Annotated in this window: 13 protein-coding genes and 1 tRNA gene; 10 read left to right on the forward strand and 4 right to left on the reverse strand. The window is 39.0% G+C overall.

All coding sequences use genetic code 11. The annotated features are described in order from the left end of the window. The first annotated feature begins 36 nt into the window (after positions 1–36). The 4 genes from ACPUEN_RS18885 to lpxB all read left to right on the forward strand — a co-directional run bounded on the left by ACPUEN_RS18885 (position 37) and on the right by lpxB (position 5735). Positions 37–3351 (forward strand): S8 family serine peptidase, encoded by a 3315-nt coding sequence (locus tag ACPUEN_RS18885; protein WP_425637480.1) that lies wholly within the window; start codon positions 37–39, stop codon positions 3349–3351. Continuing rightward, on the forward strand, positions 3351–4049 hold the full coding sequence (locus tag ACPUEN_RS18890) for a hypothetical protein (protein WP_425637482.1): 699 nt from the start codon (positions 3351–3353) through the stop codon (positions 4047–4049). The genes ACPUEN_RS18885 and ACPUEN_RS18890 overlap by 1 nt, the downstream gene beginning before the upstream one ends. Positions 4050–4165: 116 nt before the next feature. Continuing rightward, the gene (locus ACPUEN_RS18895) at positions 4166–4585 is read left to right on the forward strand and encodes a 6-pyruvoyl trahydropterin synthase family protein (RefSeq protein WP_111611601.1); all 420 of its coding nucleotides are present in this window, start codon (positions 4166–4168) and stop codon (positions 4583–4585) included. Positions 4586–4616: 31 nt separating this feature from the next. Next, entirely contained in the window at positions 4617–5735 is a 1119-nt protein-coding gene (gene lpxB / locus ACPUEN_RS18900) for a lipid-A-disaccharide synthase (RefSeq protein WP_425637483.1), read from the forward strand. Between the two features lie 29 nt (positions 5736–5764). Here lpxB and clpX read toward each other — a convergent pair whose 3' ends face one another. The 4 genes from clpX to ACPUEN_RS18920 all read right to left on the reverse strand — a co-directional run bounded on the left by clpX (position 5765) and on the right by ACPUEN_RS18920 (position 9238). Next, entirely contained in the window at positions 5765–6991 is a 1227-nt protein-coding gene (clpX, locus tag ACPUEN_RS18905; RefSeq protein WP_425637484.1) for an ATP-dependent Clp protease ATP-binding subunit ClpX, read from the reverse strand. Then, entirely contained in the window at positions 6991–7665 is a 675-nt protein-coding gene (locus tag ACPUEN_RS18910) for a ClpP family protease (RefSeq protein ID WP_425637486.1), read from the reverse strand. Before ACPUEN_RS18910 ends, clpX begins: the two co-directional genes overlap by 1 nt. A 75-nt stretch (positions 7666–7740) precedes the next feature. Beyond that, positions 7741–9063: a trigger factor gene (gene tig / locus ACPUEN_RS18915; protein WP_425637487.1), complete on the reverse strand. Its 1323-nt coding sequence runs from the start codon at positions 9061–9063 to the stop codon at positions 7741–7743. A 93-nt stretch (positions 9064–9156) separates the two neighbouring features. Continuing rightward, positions 9157–9238 (reverse strand) — tRNA-Leu (locus tag ACPUEN_RS18920). 155 nt (positions 9239–9393) lie between these two features. Here ACPUEN_RS18920 and ACPUEN_RS18925 point away from each other — a divergent pair. The 6 genes from ACPUEN_RS18925 to ACPUEN_RS18950 all read left to right on the forward strand — a co-directional run bounded on the left by ACPUEN_RS18925 (position 9394) and on the right by ACPUEN_RS18950 (position 17464). Next, the gene (locus tag ACPUEN_RS18925; protein ID WP_425637489.1) at positions 9394–11610 is read left to right on the forward strand and encodes a RelA/SpoT family protein; all 2217 of its coding nucleotides are present in this window, start codon (positions 9394–9396) and stop codon (positions 11608–11610) included. 54 nt (positions 11611–11664) lie between these two features. Further along, positions 11665–12138 (forward strand): Fur family transcriptional regulator, encoded by a 474-nt coding sequence (locus ACPUEN_RS18930; protein ID WP_425637490.1) that lies wholly within the window; start codon positions 11665–11667, stop codon positions 12136–12138. 93 nt (positions 12139–12231) lie between these two features. Further along, a complete protein-coding gene (locus tag ACPUEN_RS18935; RefSeq protein ID WP_425637492.1) occupies positions 12232–12579 on the forward strand; it encodes an STAS domain-containing protein in 348 nt (115 codons plus the stop codon). A 147-nt stretch (positions 12580–12726) separates the two neighbouring features. Further along, on the forward strand, positions 12727–13998 hold the full coding sequence (locus ACPUEN_RS18940) for an adenylosuccinate synthase (RefSeq protein WP_425637493.1): 1272 nt from the start codon (positions 12727–12729) through the stop codon (positions 13996–13998). Positions 13999–14096: 98 nt separating this feature from the next. After that, positions 14097–16442: a PKD domain-containing protein gene (locus ACPUEN_RS18945; protein WP_425637494.1), complete on the forward strand. Its 2346-nt coding sequence runs from the start codon at positions 14097–14099 to the stop codon at positions 16440–16442. Further along, positions 16442–17464 carry a PorP/SprF family type IX secretion system membrane protein gene (locus tag ACPUEN_RS18950; protein WP_425637496.1) on the forward strand — a complete coding sequence of 341 codons (1023 nt, stop codon included), beginning with the start codon at positions 16442–16444 and terminating at the stop codon, positions 17462–17464. Before ACPUEN_RS18945 ends, ACPUEN_RS18950 begins: the two co-directional genes overlap by 1 nt. The last annotated feature ends 205 nt before the right edge of the window (positions 17465–17669 follow it).

Genomic DNA, 17669 nt, shown 5'->3' on the forward strand with positions numbered 1-17669 from the left:
ATATCTAGGGATTTCAATTTAAATTTTCCTTCTTTCTTGCTTAATAAAGAAGCTTTAAAACAAAAAGCTAGTCAATTAGGTATTCCCTATCTGCTCAAACTACAAGATGGTCAAATAGCGGAGCTTAATTATTTTGACGAAAGCAATGCACCAGTTTATTACACTACGTTTAACACCAGGGCTGCAATCACTACTTCTACCAATGCTCTTCAGCAAGGTGGGAGTCTGGCAGTTAATCTTACAGGTAAAGGAATGACTGTTGGGATATATGATCAGACACGACCAAAAGCTGATCATATTGAATTCCAAGATCGACTAACTCAAATTGACGGTTCTACAGAGACGATTAGTAACCATGCAACGCATGTAGCGGGTACAATTATGGCAGCTGGGATTAATGCAAATGCTAAAGGCATGGCAAATGAAAGCACTGGTTGGGCTTTTAACTGGGAAAGTGATCTTTCCAAGATGAATTTAAATGCATATGATCCGCTCACCAAAACGAACGGACATTTAGTTTCTAATCACTCCTATGGAATAGTTGTGGGTTGGTTTCGAAATGCCAGTAATGCTTGGGTTTGGTCAGGAAATGCATCTGTTGATCCTGATGAGGACTATCGATTTGGTTTTTATTCCTCTAAAAGTAGAGGTATTGATGAATTGGCTTTTGCTAAGCCGTATTATACGATTGTTTGGGCGGCAGGTAATGATAGATCTGATTCTGGTGATGGGACAAGAGATCCTGATGGCCCTGATGACACAATTGGACCGGAAGGGGTTGCTAAAAATGTAATAACAGTAGGAGCAGTCAGTAATATTAATGAATATACAGGTCCTCAGGATGTTGCGATAAGTAGTTTTTCCAGCGTTGGGCCGGTAGATGACGGTAGAATAAAGCCAGATGTGGTGGGGATGGGTGTCAGTGTATTCAGCACTGCTATTGCAAATGGAGGCACAACTGATTCATATGCTTCACTCAGTGGTACTTCGATGGCATCACCAAATGTTACTGGTTCGCTCTTGTTACTCCAACAACTGTTTGCGCAGCGAAATGCAGGTAGATATATGTGGGCATCGACTTTGAAAGCGCTCATGATAAACACCACCAGAGAAGCAGGGAATAATCCCGGTCCAGATTACGTATATGGATGGGGCTTGTTAAATACCAAAGGAGCAGCGGAAATTATTTTAAATGAGAACGGAAGCTCCGATGTGATTCGGGAGGAAAGTCTTGAACAGGGAGCTATTTTCGAAAATGAATTTGTATCGGATGGAATTCAACCAATCCGTATTACAATTGCTTGGACAGATCCTGCTGGAAATCCAGCTTCGCCGTCCGTTAATCCTCAAAACTTGATGCTGGTTAATGATTTGGATTTAAGAATCATAGATGAAGAGGGTAAGACGTACTTTCCTTATACACTCAATCCGGCTGTTAGACTTTCTGCTATCGCAGAAACGGATAAGGACAATTTTAGAGATAACGTCGAGCAGATTTACATACCTAACCCAAAGCCTCAGCGCTATAAAGTAATTGTAACTCATAAGGATGAATTGATAAACGGGGTACAGGATTTCTCCTTTGTTATGAAGGCAGGAACTGCTGATGGAGCTGCAGAGACATTGTATTGGATAGGGAATTCCGGTGGAAATTGGAATAATCCATCTAACTGGTCAAAAACTTCCAATGGTTCTGCTGCTGATAAGATCCCTTCTTTAGGAACTAGGGTTGTTTTTGAAGGAGCTGCTGCAAATTCTTTAGTAGTCAATTTTCCCGCAGATGCTAATGCCTTTAGTATAAATCTATTTGGCAGCCAATCAGTCTCGATGAATTTGAGTGGAAATGATATTGCAGTCTCTAATGGGTTTAGAGTTAGTAATCAACTTACCGAAATTAAAAATGGTCGAATTGTTTTTATTAATTCTACAATAAATGACCAGCTGGTTGAGTTAGGTAATACTATGTTTGAAAATGTAGAATTAAATTTCCAATCTGGGAATTGGCAGTTATTGCAAGCAGAAAATCTGGATGAAGTTTCAGTTTCTAATGCAAATCTTAAAATTGCTATTCCACGATTGAGTTTAAACTCTCTTTCGCTTACTTCCTCATCGGAAATTTCGGGAGTTTTCCAGGAGATTGAATTCAAAACTGTTTTGTCTATTTCTAATAACTCAACTGTTAAAGAGGGAATTGACATAGAATTTAGTGGGGAAAGTGGCCTATTTGAAAATAATTCCTCAGGAGATTTTTCTAAACTTATTATTGGTTCTGGTGAATTGAATGTTTCTTCAGATGGTTTCAGAAATCTAGAAATTTTGAATGGTAAAATGATTCAAACTGCCCCTTCTATACAAGTGGAGGGTTTGACGCTTGGTGCTGGTTCTCAGTTGGATTTGAACCAGTCAGGAGAAATCTCAGTGTTGAATATGATAACAGTTGAAGCAACCTCTACTTCAAATGCTGAAATAACTTCCTCAGATAGGGGGACATTAATCCATGACGAGTATAGGAAATATTGCTTTGAAAATCTTAATATCTCCAATGTTGACCTAGATGGTTCCGCGATAATCAATCTTGGTAGCAACGCTTCTCTTACAAATTCTGCAGGATGGCTAGCTCAAAATTGTGATGATGTTTTGTTCGCTAACTTTGTTAGTAGTTTTACTTGTGTAGGTGCCGCATCTGAGTTTGAGAATCTAAGTGAAGGATCAATTTCAGAATATTTATGGGATTTTGGGGGAGTAGGTACTTCCACTGAAGTTGATCCTATATTCGTTTTTGACCAGCCAGGAGATTATCTGATTACGTTGACTATTACGAATGCTTCTGGATCTACGGAATTTGACCAACTGGTAACGGTAGTCGAAAATGACTTACTCAAGCCAAACATTGTTGTAAACGGGAATGTTCTCACATCCCAGCAATCAGGATCTTCCTATCAATGGTATCTCAATGATGTGAAATTAGAAGGTGCTACCAATAGATCCTTTGAAGCTACAAGTGATGGACGTTACCAAGTTGCAATCTTCGATGACGCTTGTAATCGGATCTCTGAACCAACTGTTATTTCTGCAATACCAGATAATGAGTCAGAATTAAGCCGGTTTGGCGTGTTTGTTGGTCCTATTCCTACAACTGACAAGCTGAATGTGACCATTTCCAATAATTATAGAGGTAATGTTGAAGTGCAGCTTATAGACTTGGCAGGTAGAATATACGTTTCCCAAAGTGCAAACAAATCTGATGATGAATTGAATTTTGAACTTTTAATGACCGGTCCATCAGGGTTGTATATCCTGAAGATCAATACAAATAATTTGACACTTAATAAAAAAGTAATTAAAAACTAATGAAAAATATCCTACTGATTGCAAGTCTATTTTGTTCCAATCTTGCAGTAGCACAAATTTCTAATATAAATATGAATGGAGCTCCTGCCCGGTTAAATTCATACACTGAAATCGATGGTTCTCCTTACCTTTTCGATGATTGGTCAACAGCTGATATAGGGTTTACCAATGCTGGCTTAAAAGAAAAAGTTTCATATAAATTTAATATTCATGACAATGAGTTAGAAGTAATCAATGAAGCTGGCAATAAAATTTATCTGAATAAGGATTTTGTGGAATATGCAATTTTGACTAGACCTTCTCTTCAGTTGATCAATAATAACGAAGGAATGTTAACCAGTTTGTTGATTAAAAAAGGGTTTGATTTTGTACCAAATCTGGGGCCAAATGATTTAGTGAATGTAATTGCAGAGGGAAAAAACTATACGTTGATCAGGAGATTTTATTCTGATTTGGTTACACCTCCTAAAAATAGTTATGCTGTGACGGCTGGTAGAATGTTCGTGTTTGAGGAGAGCTTTTACTTGATAGATTCTGACGAAAACGTCCAGAGTGTTCGGAATAACACTAGAAATATTCTCAAGGCGCTGCGTGAAAAGGATCAGGATATTGGGAAGGAAATCGTGAAAAAAAATGACCTTAATCTTGGGAGAGAGGATCATTTGACGATTTTCTTTCAAAAACTTAACGAATTATAGTCTATTTTCAGTGCTTAAGCCCGACATCAATCGGGCTTTTCTTTTGGTGTTCAAGGGCTAGTCTTTCGATTAATATGTACTTTTTTGGCTAACTTCGCCCCGAATTTCAGAATGCTATGATTTACGTTTGTAGAAAAGAACACTTCAATGCAGCCCACAAGCTGTGGAATCCGAAGTGGTCAGATGAGAAAAATGTTGAAGTATTTGGACCTTGCGCCAATGTTAATTGGCATGGGCACAATTTTGAATTGATCGTGATGGTAAAAGGTCTTCCAGATCCAGAAACAGGATTTGTGGTGGACCTAAAGAAGCTAAGTACCATCATCCGAAACTTGGTGATTGAAAAAGTGGATCACAAAAACCTGAATGTCGATGTCGATTTTATGCAAGGGAAACTGGCCAGCTGTGAAAATCTGATTATGGAGTTCTGGAAAATACTTGAACCAGCCGTTTCAGAGATCACATCCCAAGGAGGTCTTCATAAGCTTACACTGTACGAGACGCCACGGAATTTTGTGGAGTATCTTGGCGAGTGATTTTTAGAGTTTGAAATTTAAAATTTGAAATTTGAAACCCCGCAAACTGTACATCATCTCCGGCGAACGATCAGGTGATCTGCATGCCTCCAACTTGGTGAGATCTCTATTCGAGATAAATTCAGATCTAAATATTCGTGGGATGGGGGGTAGCTATTCCAAAGATGCTGGAGTAGATATAGCGGTAGACTACGCTGAGGTGGCTTTGATGGGGTTTTTGGAAGTTGCCTTAGGGTTCCGTAAAGTCCTTAAATATCTCAAACTGGTAAAGAATGATATTTTGTCATTTAGACCAGATGCGATCATTCTAGTGGATTACGGTGGGTTTAATATGAAAATCGCCACTTTTGCCACAAAGAATAATATTCCTGTTCATTATTATATTCCGCCAAAAGTATGGGCTTGGAATCAGAAAAGAGCTCTCAAGCTAAAAGCCTACACGGACCACATCTACTCTATTTTACCTTTTGAGCCAACTTTTTTTGAAAAGTACGATTTGAAAATCCATTATGTGGGGAATCCGCTTTTGGATCAGATATCTAAGTTTTTTCCACATGAATTTTTTTTTCAGAAGAATGAGCTGAGTTATCAGCCTATTATTGCTTTATTGCCTGGAAGCCGGGCTCAAGAGATCAACGCCATGCTTGTTCGGATGGTTGAGTTAGTGAAAGAGTTTCCAAATGCTCAATTTGTGATTGCAGGAGTTGGAGATCTTGGCTCAGCTATCTATCAGCGCGGTATAGATGCAGGTATTCGTGTAATCTTCGATCAAACGTATGATCTATTATCTCATGCCATTGCGGCGGTGGTAACTTCGGGGACTGCAACTTTGGAGACTGCTCTTTTTAGAGTTCCTCAGATAGTGGTCTATCGGACTAGTTCCATTTCCTATGCAATCGCGAAAAATTTGATCAGAGTACCATACATTTCATTGGTAAATCTAATCGCCGATAAAGAAGTAGTAAAGGAATTTATTCAAGATGATTTTTCTGTTCTTAATCTTAAGACTGAGCTTAAACAGATTTTAGGAAATCAAGTTTACAAAGGCTATATGCTACAAGGGTACGATCTCATCAAAGAAAGAATAGGAGAACGAAGTGCTTCAGACACTACTGCTAGGCAGATACTAAATAGTTTAAATCAAAAATAAACCCTGCCTCAGTGAAGCAGGGTTTATTTTTATGCTACTTGAAGTCGCTTAAACTTCGACTTATCAAATTTCTCATGCGCATATTTCGCATCTATTATCAATTCCTTGATCGAATCATCAGAAGGAATATCATACATCGCATCCGTAATAATAGCTTCGCAAATTGATCTCAACCCTCTTGCTCCCAGATTGAATTCAACCGCCTTTTCCACAATAAAATCAATGCCACTTTCTTCAAATGTCACTGTAACTCCCTCGTAATTAAGTAGTTTTGCATATTGCTTTACCAAAGCATTCTTTGGCTCGGTAAGAATTCTTTTCAATGCATCACTATGCAGTGGATCCAAATGAGTTAAAACAGGAAGTCGTCCTATGAGCTCTGGGATCAACCCAAAAGCTTTCAAGTCCTGAGCAGTTACGTATTGTAAAAGGTTTTCACGATCTGCAACAGCATCTGCTGCTGCTTTGCTGAAGCCCATTGGTTGAGTGTTTAACCTTTTACCGATGTGTCTCGAGATTCCATCAAATGCACCTCCGCAAATGAATAGGATATTCTCAGTATTAACAGCAATCATTTTTTGGTCAGGATGCTTACGCCCTCCCTGCGGTGGTACATTCACAATAGTCCCTTCCAGGAGCTTAAGCATTGCCTGCTGCACTCCTTCACCGCTTACATCACGCGTGATGGAAGGGTTATCAGATTTTCTTGCGATTTTATCCAACTCATCAATATAAACTATACCTCTTTCAGCAGCTTCTACATTATAATCAGCAGCTTGAAGCAGCCTAGTCAGGATACTTTCGACATCTTCTCCTACGTATCCAGCTTCAGTCAATACGGTGGCATCCGCTATGCAGAAAGGGACTTCTAAGGTTTTAGCTAGTGTCTTAGCGAGATAGGTTTTGCCTGTGCCAGTATCACCCACCATGATGATGTTAGATTTCTCAATCTTCACTTCATCATTTTCATCCTTTTGAAAAAGGCGCTTGTAATGGTTATATACCGCCACTGTCAAAACTTTCTTTGCATCTTCCTGACCAATAACATATTGATCAAGATAGCTTGTGAGTTCTTTCGGTTTCTTGAGTTTGATTTTAGGTTTTGCATCTCCTGGCTTCTTGGCTTTATCTTCTTCGCCGAGAATCATATGAGCTTGATCAATGCAGAAATTACAGATGTGGGCGGAAATGCCCGACACCATGAGATCTACATCTTTCTTATTTCTACCGCAAAAGGAGCAGGTAACTTGAGCCATTATTTTGGTTTTTTAACTAATACTTCATCGATTAGGCCGTAAGCTTTTGCTTCTGGCGCTTTCATCCAATAATCCCTTTCCGAATCCTTTTCGATCTGTTCTGGGGTTTTTCCAGTATGTTCAGAAAGAATTCCATACAATTCTTCACGCATGGAAAGGATAAGCTTCAAGGAAATTTCCATATCTGTAGATTTTCCCTGCATTCCACCAGAAGGCTGGTGAATCATCACCCTGGAATGTTTCAGTGCTGATCTTTTACCAGCTGCACCTCCTGCAAGCAAAACAGCTCCCATAGAAGCAGCTATCCCTGTACAGATAGTCGCTACATCAGGGCTGATAAACTGCATCGTGTCATAAATACCAAGACCGGCAGTCACCGATCCTCCTGGGCTATTGACATAAAGTAACACATCTTTTTTAGAATCTACTGATTCTAGAAAAAGTAGTTGGGCCACGATAATGTTCGCGATGTGATCATCTACGCCTGTTCCAAGGAAGATGATGCGGTCCATGATCAATCTGGAGAATACGTCAATCTCTCTGAAATTTTGAGGTCGCTCTTCGATTACAGAGCGAGTCATGTTTTCAATATGTTGCGTGTACTGATCAAAAGCAGTACCGCTTACGCCTTGATTATGAATGGCATATTTCCGGAATTCGTCTTTGTTAATCATCTTTTGAGTATGTTGTGGTAAGCAAAAATAAAAAAAGCCCTTTAATAAGAGCTTTTTTATGATGATTTAAGCGAATTACTTATCTAAAAGTTCCTTGAATTCGTCAATCGTGATATCCTTTTCTTTCACACTGATTTTGTCCAAAGCGAAAGCAAGAACTTTTTCATTCTGAATAGATGTAAGCATGTTCATATAGTTCTGACCCTCTTCACCTTTAAGGTAATTATCAACGAACATATCCATGCTGTCTTCCATTTGTGCTCCAAGACCTGAAGCTGCGAATTGTTCACGAACCATTTGCTTGGTTTTCTCGATCACTTCTTCATGCTCAGCTTTTACTTCGTGCTTAGTAGCGATCTCATTAGAGATTAATGACCAAGTTAATTGTTTTGCATAGATCGGGAATTCCTTCTCTATATCTTCAGCAGTTACTTTGCCTTCATTGGCAATCATCAACCATTCTTTTAAGAAAGTCTCTGGAAGATCCACTTTTGCAGCATCAGTCAATACCTTCTTCAATTCCTCTTCAGTGAATACTTTAGATTCCTTGTCGTAGTTTGCCTGAAGTGTCTCACGTACTTTAGTAATGAATTCTTCTTCTGTAGAAACTTGATCAGGACCGAAGATCTTATCGAAGAATTCTTGGTTCATTTCTGCAATCTCTTTTCTATTGATGTTTTTTACAGTCAAGGTAAAAGTTCCGTCAAGATCAGCTGATTCCTCTTCGCTTAATCCGAAAGCCTCTTCCCACTGACCTTTCTTCACATCTTTTGCTTCGAATTCTACGACAGCTTCTTTACCTAATCCAACAAATTTGCCAGCAAGTTTCTTAGTGATTTTAGTCAAATCCAAAGAAACAGTTTTTTCAAAAGATCCTTCCGTTGCTTTCAAGTCACCATAGATATGATCACCTTCTTCACTTATTTCAGGATTGGTACTGTTACCGTATTGTGACTTTAGGTTGTCAAGAGTTTCATTGACTAACTTATCATCTACTTTGATAGAATATTTTGTTGCTTTGATTTTTGGATCAAGCGTGAGATCAACATTTTCTACGAATCCGATCTTGTAATCAAATTCGAAATCTTTCTGAGTTTTCCAATCGATAGCTTCTTGGTCTTGAGGAAGCGGATCACCTAGAATTTTGAAAGTTTGCTCTTTTAAGTAAGTATTCAGTGATTCGCTAAGGATACTGTTGATTTCCTCTACAAGTACAGAAGTACCGTACATGCCTTTCACCATAGACAAAGGAGCCTTTCCAGGTCTGAATCCTTTGATGTTAGATTTTTTGGCAAAGTCCTTAAGTTTTGCGTCAACCTTAGGTTGGTAATCTGCTTCGTTTAATTTAATTTTAATTAAAGCTTGATTTGCTGAATGCTTGTCTTGTGTGATTTCCAAAGCTCAAAATTTAATAATGAAGATTAACTAAAAACCCCCAATCCCATCCCTGTTTTTGAAGACAGTTGAGTGATTGAGGGTTCGGTATTTAAGTGCGGATAGAGGGACTCGAACCCCCATGCCTCGCGGCGCTAGATCCTAAGTCTAGTGCGTCTACCAATTTCGCCACATCCGCAATACGTACAAATTAGAATAGAATATTGATTCCAAATCCAATTGTGGATGCAAATGTAGGCACTATTAAATAAAATGCAATAGCATTCAAAAAAAAATATTTAACATTTGATACAAAATGAGTCTCTGCACATTTTTGTATTAAATTCCTCCTGTATGATTGAAGTGGACATAGAAGAAGAAAGAAAAGAAATACTCAAACGCTACCGTAGGCTGTTGAGACAGGCAAAGCCCATTCTTAAACCAGGTGATGCAAAACTTATAAAAAGGGCATTTAATGTTTCTCTTGAGGCTCATAAAGATATGCGTCGGAAATCTGGAGAGCCCTATATCTATCATCCTCTTGAGGTCGCGCTAGTTTGCGTGGAGGAAATCGGGTTGGGGACAACTTCCATCGTGTCTGCGTTGCTGCACGATGTTGTTGAGGATACCGATTGGGAGCTTGAGGACATTGAGAGAGAGTTTGGTTACAAGGTCATGACCATCATAGACGGCCTCACCAAGATCGCTGGAGTTTTTGAATCTGGAAGCTCTCAGCAAGCGGAGAATTTCCGAAAAATGCTTCTCACGCTCTCTGATGATGTGCGTGTGATTCTAATCAAACTTGCTGATCGACTCAATAATATGAGGACGTTGGCCAGTATGCCTAGACACAAGCAGCTTAAGATTGCATCTGAGACCATGTACCTCTACGCCCCTTTGGCTCACCGACTAGGACTTTACTCCATTAAATCTGAATTGGAGGATTTGTATTTGAAGTATACAGACACCGCTACTTATAAGGATATTGTCTTCAAAATCAATGAATCCAAATCTTATAGAAATAAATTTATCAGGAGTTTTATCCTACCGATTGAGGAGGAGTTGAATAGGACTGGGTTGGACTTCACGATTAAAGGCAGGCCTAAATCTGTTTTCTCCATATATAATAAGATGAAAAAGCAGGGAATTCCTTTTGAGGAGGTATATGACCTATTTGCTATTCGTATTATTCTGGAAAGTGACTTAGAAAGTGAGAAAGCTGACTGCTGGCAGGTGTATTCTATTGTGACTGATTTCTACAGACCAAACCCTGATCGACTTCGGGACTGGATCAGTACCCCTCGTTCGAATGGTTATGAATCGCTACACACCACAGTTATGAGCGGAACAGGTCAATGGGTGGAAGTTCAGATTCGAACCGAGAGAATGGATGAAATAGCAGAGCGTGGTTATGCTGCCCATTGGAAATACAAAGACAAGGAAAATTCAAAAGGTCCGTCTGGATTGGATGATTGGATTACCCAAGTTCGGGGTCTTCTCGAGTCCAATGATGGGAATGCCATAGAATTCATGGATGATTTCAGAGGGAATCTGTTCCATGACGAAGTCTTTGTATTTACTCCAAAAGGGGATTTGAAAGTGTTGCCGTTTGGTTCCACAGCGCTGGATTTTGCTTTTGAAATTCACACCGAAGTAGGGGCTAAGTGTATTGGTGCAAAAGTCAATCAACGGCTGGTTCCAATTTCTCATAAGTTAAAAAATGGAGATCAGGTAGAAATACTGACCTCAAATAAGCAAAAGCCTACTGAAGATTGGCTAAATAATGTCGTAACTACACGAGCTAAGGCTAAAATTAAAGATGCGCTCCGAGAGGATAAAAAGTCTGCAATTCTGGACGGGAAAGAAATAGTTCAGCGAAAAATGAAGCAGATGAAGATGGAATTCAACTCTGAATCTGTGGAAAAGCTACGGGCATATTTTGAACTTAAAACTGCCAATGAATTTTATTTTCGGGTGGGAATAGGCGCGATTGACCCAACTTCGATTAAATCCTTCAAGGATTTCAAAGCAACTCAGAAACTCCAGAACAAGTCTACACAGGAAAAAGTAAGGGATGAATCTACATTTACCAAAGAAATAAAAAGTCTTAAGGGACCAGATCACGATCAGTTGCTGATAGGAGAGGATATGGACGTTGTCGATTACATTTTGGCCAAATGCTGTAATCCTATCCCTGGAGATGACGTTTTTGGTTTTGTGACTGTAAATGAAGGGATCAAAATCCATCGTACTTCCTGTCCAAATGCACTCGAATTACTTTCCAATCACGGAAATAGGGTGATTAAAGCCAGATGGACAAGTCAGAAAGAAATAGCCTTCTTGGCAGGATTGAGAATTCTCGGTACAGATAGAGTAGGCTTAATCAATGATGTAACGAAGGTGATTTCAAATGAACTGAAAGTGAATATGCGTTCAATCACCGTTGATTCTGATGCTGGTATTTTTGAAGGAACAATTAAGCTTTATGTTCATAGTACAGAGCATCTTGACAAGCTAATAGAAAATCTTGTAGAAGTTGATGGAATCTTAAAGGTTTCAAGGTTTGATTGATGCAATGAATCTTTTCTTACTTACAAAAGTTATATTTGAAAAAATACCCAACTAATGGCTTTGAATACAACCCACTTCGAAGAGGTAAAGAAGATATTTACAGCTTATCTTGAAACTAAAAAGCTCCGAAAGACACCTGAGCGATATGCCATCCTCGAAGAAATTTACTCCCGAACCGGACACTTTGATGTAGAGTCTCTATACATCAGCATGAAAAATAAGAATTACCGAGTTAGTAGGGCTACTGTTTATAATACTTTAGATCTTTTAGTCGAATGTGACTTGGTTACCAAGCATCAGTTTGGTCAAAATCTCGCGCAATTTGAAAAGTCCTATGGGTACAAGCAGCATGATCACTTGATTTGTACAGATTGTAATAAGGTACTGGAATTCTGCGACCCTAGAATTCAAAATATCCAAAATACGGTTGGGGAAATTTTAAATTTTAAAGTGCTTCACCACTCTCTAATTTTGTATGGTAATTGTACCAAAGAGATTTGTGAAAATAGAAAAGTAGAAACCACATGAACTTGAGTTAGGCAGAGGCAAGACTTAAGAGTTATCAACGAAGATGTTCATTTCCATTGCGAGATTTTTCATTAAAAGACAAATTATCATTATATGAAACTGACTTATACTACAAGCAAAGATCAAATTGCAAATTACCTTTTTATCCAAGGTGATTTGATAGGTGACGAAGTGGGCCCACAATTGGTTGAAGTCGTTTCGGATGCAATAGAAGACGGGGCGAAAAAATTTGTGGTTGACCTGAGTGAAGTACGTTATATCAGTTCCAGTGGGATCGGACTTTTGATCACTATGCTTACTAAAATGAGAAATAAAGATGGGGAAGTCTACCTTACCGCACCATCTGAGCATGTAAAGAAATTGCTGATAATCACGAAGCTGAATAATATTTTTACAGTGTATGATTCGATTGAAGACTTTAAAAAAGGCAACTCAAAATAAATTTCAGCTCCTCTTATTTAAACTGGAAAAAGCAGGTTGGTTATTGTTCAACATAAATAATTACCACCTTTCTCTTGGTTTTGTATGGGCTTATCGCAAATTTCACGCTTCAAAAAGTCAAGTGTAACAGATAAGACCGCACATCAAATGAAGATGGATGTACTTCTAGGTCTCCAGTGGGGAGATGAAGGAAAAGGAAAAATAGTAGACGTATTAGCGCCAGAATATGAAATTGTAGCCCGTTTTCAAGGTGGTCCAAATGCTGGGCATACCTTAGAATTTGACGGAATAAAGCACGTTTTACATCAGATCCCTTCTGGGATTTTTCGCTCACAGATACTTAATATTATAGGAAATGGTGTCGTTCTCGACCCAATCGTCCTCAAAAGAGAAATCGATGGATTAGGTAAATTTTCCATTGATTACATGAAAAATCTAGTGATCTCAAAGAAAGCTACGATTATCATCCCAACACATAAATTGCTAGATGCTGCTTCGGAGAAATCCAAAGGAGATAAGAAGATTGGATCTACTCTTAAAGGTATCGGACCAACTTATCAGGATAAAATAGGAAGAACAGCGCTTCGAGTAGGGGATATTCTTAGTCCTGATTTCAAAGAGAAATATGAGGCATTAGTCGCTAAGCATAAAACTACCCTTTCATTCTACAGCCATCCATTGGATGAATTGCCTGGAATGGAGGAGCAATTTTTCGCTGCTGTTGAGTTTTTCAAAACATTGAATCTAATTGACAGTGAGTATGTGGTAAATGAGGCTTTGGATTCGAAAAAGAGAATTCTTGCTGAAGGAGCTCAAGGTTCATTGCTTGATGTTGATTTTGGAAGTTATCCATTTGTGACAAGTAGCAGCACTATGGCTGCAGGAGCTTGTACCGGATTGGGAGTTGCTCCATCCAAGATCGGTGAGGTTTTCGGGATTTTCAAAGCTTACTGCACCCGAGTTGGTAGCGGACCTTTCCCTACTGAACTATTCGATCAGGACGGTGAGGACATGAGGAAAGAAGGGAATGAATTTGGAAGTACGACTGGCCGACCAAGAAGATGTGGCTGGTTAGATCTGCCGGCTCTTCGCTATTCCATTATGATCAATGGCGTTACTCAGCTCTTCATGATGAAAGGTGATGTATTAAATATTTTCAAGGAGATCAAAGTTTGTACACATTATGAGCTCGCTTCTGGAGAGAGAATTGATAAATTGAGTTTTGAGATTACTGAGCAGGAAGTTTCTCCAGTTTACAAAACGATGAAAGGATGGAATTGCTCACTTGAGAATATCCATGCTTATGACAACTTCCCTACAGAATTGAAGGATTATGTAGAATACTTGGAGACAGAATTAAATGTGCCAATCAAATTGGTTTCCGTAGGTCCAGATCGTACACAGACAATCATGCGCTAATCAAAAGCAAACAATAGTTGGAGCCCTTGATATTAATTCAAGGGCTTTTTTATTTCTATGGGTTTATAGTGTATTTTGGTCATCCAAAATAATTCAACTTGAATAGAATTTTACGCCTTCCTCTTTTACTTTTTCTTTTTGCTTTCGCTTTTAATGCAAAAGGGCAAGTAGGGTTTCCGTATTGTGAGACTTTTGCTGATCAAGAATCTGTAGGAGCAGAAACCATTTTTGGAGGAAATGCTAGAATGGAGAATGGTGTTCTCCGTTTGACTGATGCACAAAGAGAACAAAATGGCTACGTTTATATAGATATCCCTTTTTCTCCAGCATATGGGATAAAGACCTCCTTTGAATATTTCATGTATGGTGGAAGCGGTGCGGATGGGTTAACAGTTTTTCTATTCGATGCGGATGTTCAAAACTTCAGAACCGGTGGATTTGGAGGCTCTTTTGGATACGCACAGAGGGGCAGTACTCCTGGAATGACAGGTGGATATTTGGGGATTGGCTTTGATAGCTTTGGGAATTTCAGTAATAACAGCGAAGGAAAGATTGGAGGGTTCAATGGTTCCCCCAATGGATTATACCCAAATAGCATTTCCATCAGGAAAGGTGGATCTGGATTAAACGGATATGAATTTATCGGTGGAAAAATGACTTTGGATCCGCCGACGGGCCCTCTAGGTTTAGCGTTAGATGTGGAATTTCAATTTCCACTAAGCTCTGGGGGACAAGGTACTACAAGAGTTACAGACCCAGCTGTTCCAGGGTATCGAAAAGTGTTTTTGGAGTTAGAGCCTAACCCAGCAGGAATAGGGTATATCTTGAAAATGGAAATGGTAGTCACCACCCTTGCCAATGAACCTAGGACTATTACAATTTTTCCAGGCATTCCATTTCCATATGAGCCTCCAAAGAACCTAAAAATAGGGTTCGCGGCATCTACTGGAGGTGAAACAAATATCCATGAAATTAGAAATCTGATAGTGGAAGTGTCCAATGATGAAGGCTTGCAAAATCCATCAGGAGTTGATTTCTCTGATTTTGCTTCATGTGAAGGACAGGAAAACACCTATTACATCACTGATGAAGAAGTGATTTTACCTAATGAGAATAGTGAGATCAGATGCTTACAGTTTTATGCATCTTTGGAAGATATTGAAGAGGAAAGTGATGATATCTGCACTCAGGGAAAATGTCGCGAAGAGAATAGAGTTTTGGAATTACCGGAAGGGACTTTTACAGCCGGATCTGATGGTGGAGACTTTACATTTTTCCCAAATGAAGGCTACACTGATCAAAGTGTAACTGTTTATTACACCATTACAGATACCTACGGAAAAAGCTCAGAGGGAAATGCCATGACTTTGAAAATTCAAGAATCTCCGGAACCGATAAGTATATATGAGAATGGGAACCTAGAGATAGTAGAAGAAGTAAGGTTGTGTGGCGGAGAATCGGTAACTCTCACCTCTAAGGGAGGTGAAATCTATGAGAGATACGAGTGGTATAAGGACGATGAGCTAATTACCGGAGCAACCTCCGAGCAATATTTTGCTAGCTCAGTTGGTGAATATGTAGTTAAAGCCTACAACAGAAAAAACTGTCCAGCCATCTCCAATTCAATTTTGGTGAGTTTCCCGGAGTTTCCGGATTTCGGAGTTGAATCACCGGTTGTGGGTTGTGTTCCTGGGGAGACTGTGGATGTGACTAAAAGTATTTCGAATTATGATCCTTTTACGTTTGATTATAAGCTCTCTGGTGGAGGAGAAACGTTTTTGGACGATGAGATGAAGGAAATTTCTGTCTCTGGTGAATATCAATTGCAGATTAAGCATGCAGACTTAGATTGTTATTCATCTCCGGAACCTATACAAGTTGTTATACTTCAAGAGGAACTCATTTCTAATTTTTCATTTGAAATAAGAGGTACAGGTGTAAAAGGAGAGGAAGATGGTGGGTTTTTTCCAGACGATGAATTTCAATTTAGAGACTTGTCTCCCAATGGTGCCGAAAGCTGGAGTTGGGATTTCGGGGACGGGTCTGTATCCACTGAGAAAAACCCTACCCATGTTTATGGTAAAAAAGGTGAATTTGATGTGGTGCTAACTGTCACCAATATGTGGGGTTGCGAAGCATCCTTGACTCAAAGAGTGTCAATTATTCGAAGCTATAGGATAATGTTTCCTACAGGCTTTACTCCCTTGAGCAACTCAAACCAATTTTTTCTACCAAAATTCAAAGGACTTATTTCAGGAGAGTTAATGATTTTTAATACTTGGGGAGATTTGATTTTTCAAACAGATGACTTGAACACCCCCGGTTGGGATGGGAAACTGGATGATAAATTATTGGATGCAGGATTCTATGTCTATAGATATGACGCAATAGCTACAGATGGAGAGAAAGTGACTCGGTCTGGTAAATTCAAATTAATCAGATAGTGAATAGAATTTGCCTAACTATATCATTCCTACTACTTCTAGTTATGAAGGTTCAAAGTCAAGATGTGCAGTATTCGCAATTTTATGCAAACCCTTTTTACTTAAATCCTGCTTTGGCTGGTAGCACTGAGCTAACGAGGGTGGGGGTTAATTTCCGGAACCAGTGGCCCGCCTTAGATCAAAGTTTTATTGCATACACTGCGTATGCAGATCACTTTTCTAGTAAATATAACTCTGGATTTGGGGTGGTAATTTCAGGAGCAAGAGAATCCTTCACTCAAAGTAGTACGGATGAGATTGGCTTAGCCTACAGCTATAGGCTAAGATTAGGAGAAAAACGATTTTTACACGTAGGGGCTCAAGGGAGTTTGTTGTCTAGAGATGTCCTTTTTGATCAAGTGATTTTAGGGACTCAATTAGATATAGATAAAGGAGTAATCCTGGGAGAACCTGGGCAAGGATTTACTGGAGACAGTAGGGTGCGAGCTGCAGATCTTAATGCAGGGCTATTATATTATGAAGAGAAATTTTGGATAGGTTTTTCGGCTTTCCATCTTTTGAAACCTCAGATTAGTTATTTGGAGATTAACTCAAACAAACTTCCAATTAAGTATTCAATACATGGTGGAGTTAGATTTGACCTAGCTCCAGGATACATTAATGATTTTTTCAATAATACTGATCAAGAGAGGTCTCTGGCTTTAGCTTTTAATTATAAATCACAGGGAGCTTTCGATCAACTTGATATTGGAGCTGAGTTTTATTTCGAGCCATTAATACTTGGTTTTTGGTATAGAGGACTTCCTACGAAATATAATTTACCCAACAGTGAGTCTTTAGTGGGACTTATAGGAGTTGAATTAGATTCGGGTTTGGATTTCGCATATAGCTATGATTTTTCTATTTCAAAATTAGGTCAAAGAGTATCAGGTGGGGCTCATGAGATTTCAGTGAGGTATGTTTTTTCTACCAAAGAACCAAGGAAAAAGTATTACCCTGAGCTGCCAACCTTTAGGTATTAAATTCACTATAGGCGACATATTGTTTCGGTAAATTTCATGCTTACAGAATTTACCGTTTTTACCAAATGCCCTGATGATTCAATCATCAGGGCATTTTTATTTTGTGAAACTTTTCCCTGTCGTTATCAGGTGTTTATGTCAAAGCGAGTTAAAACTCTAAGAAATCTATTGCCCATAAAATAAAATCCCTGATATTTGCACTCCC

Source organism: Algoriphagus yeomjeoni (assembly GCF_049821175.1).
Lineage (GTDB): Bacteria > Bacteroidota > Bacteroidia > Cytophagales > Cyclobacteriaceae > Algoriphagus > Algoriphagus yeomjeoni_A.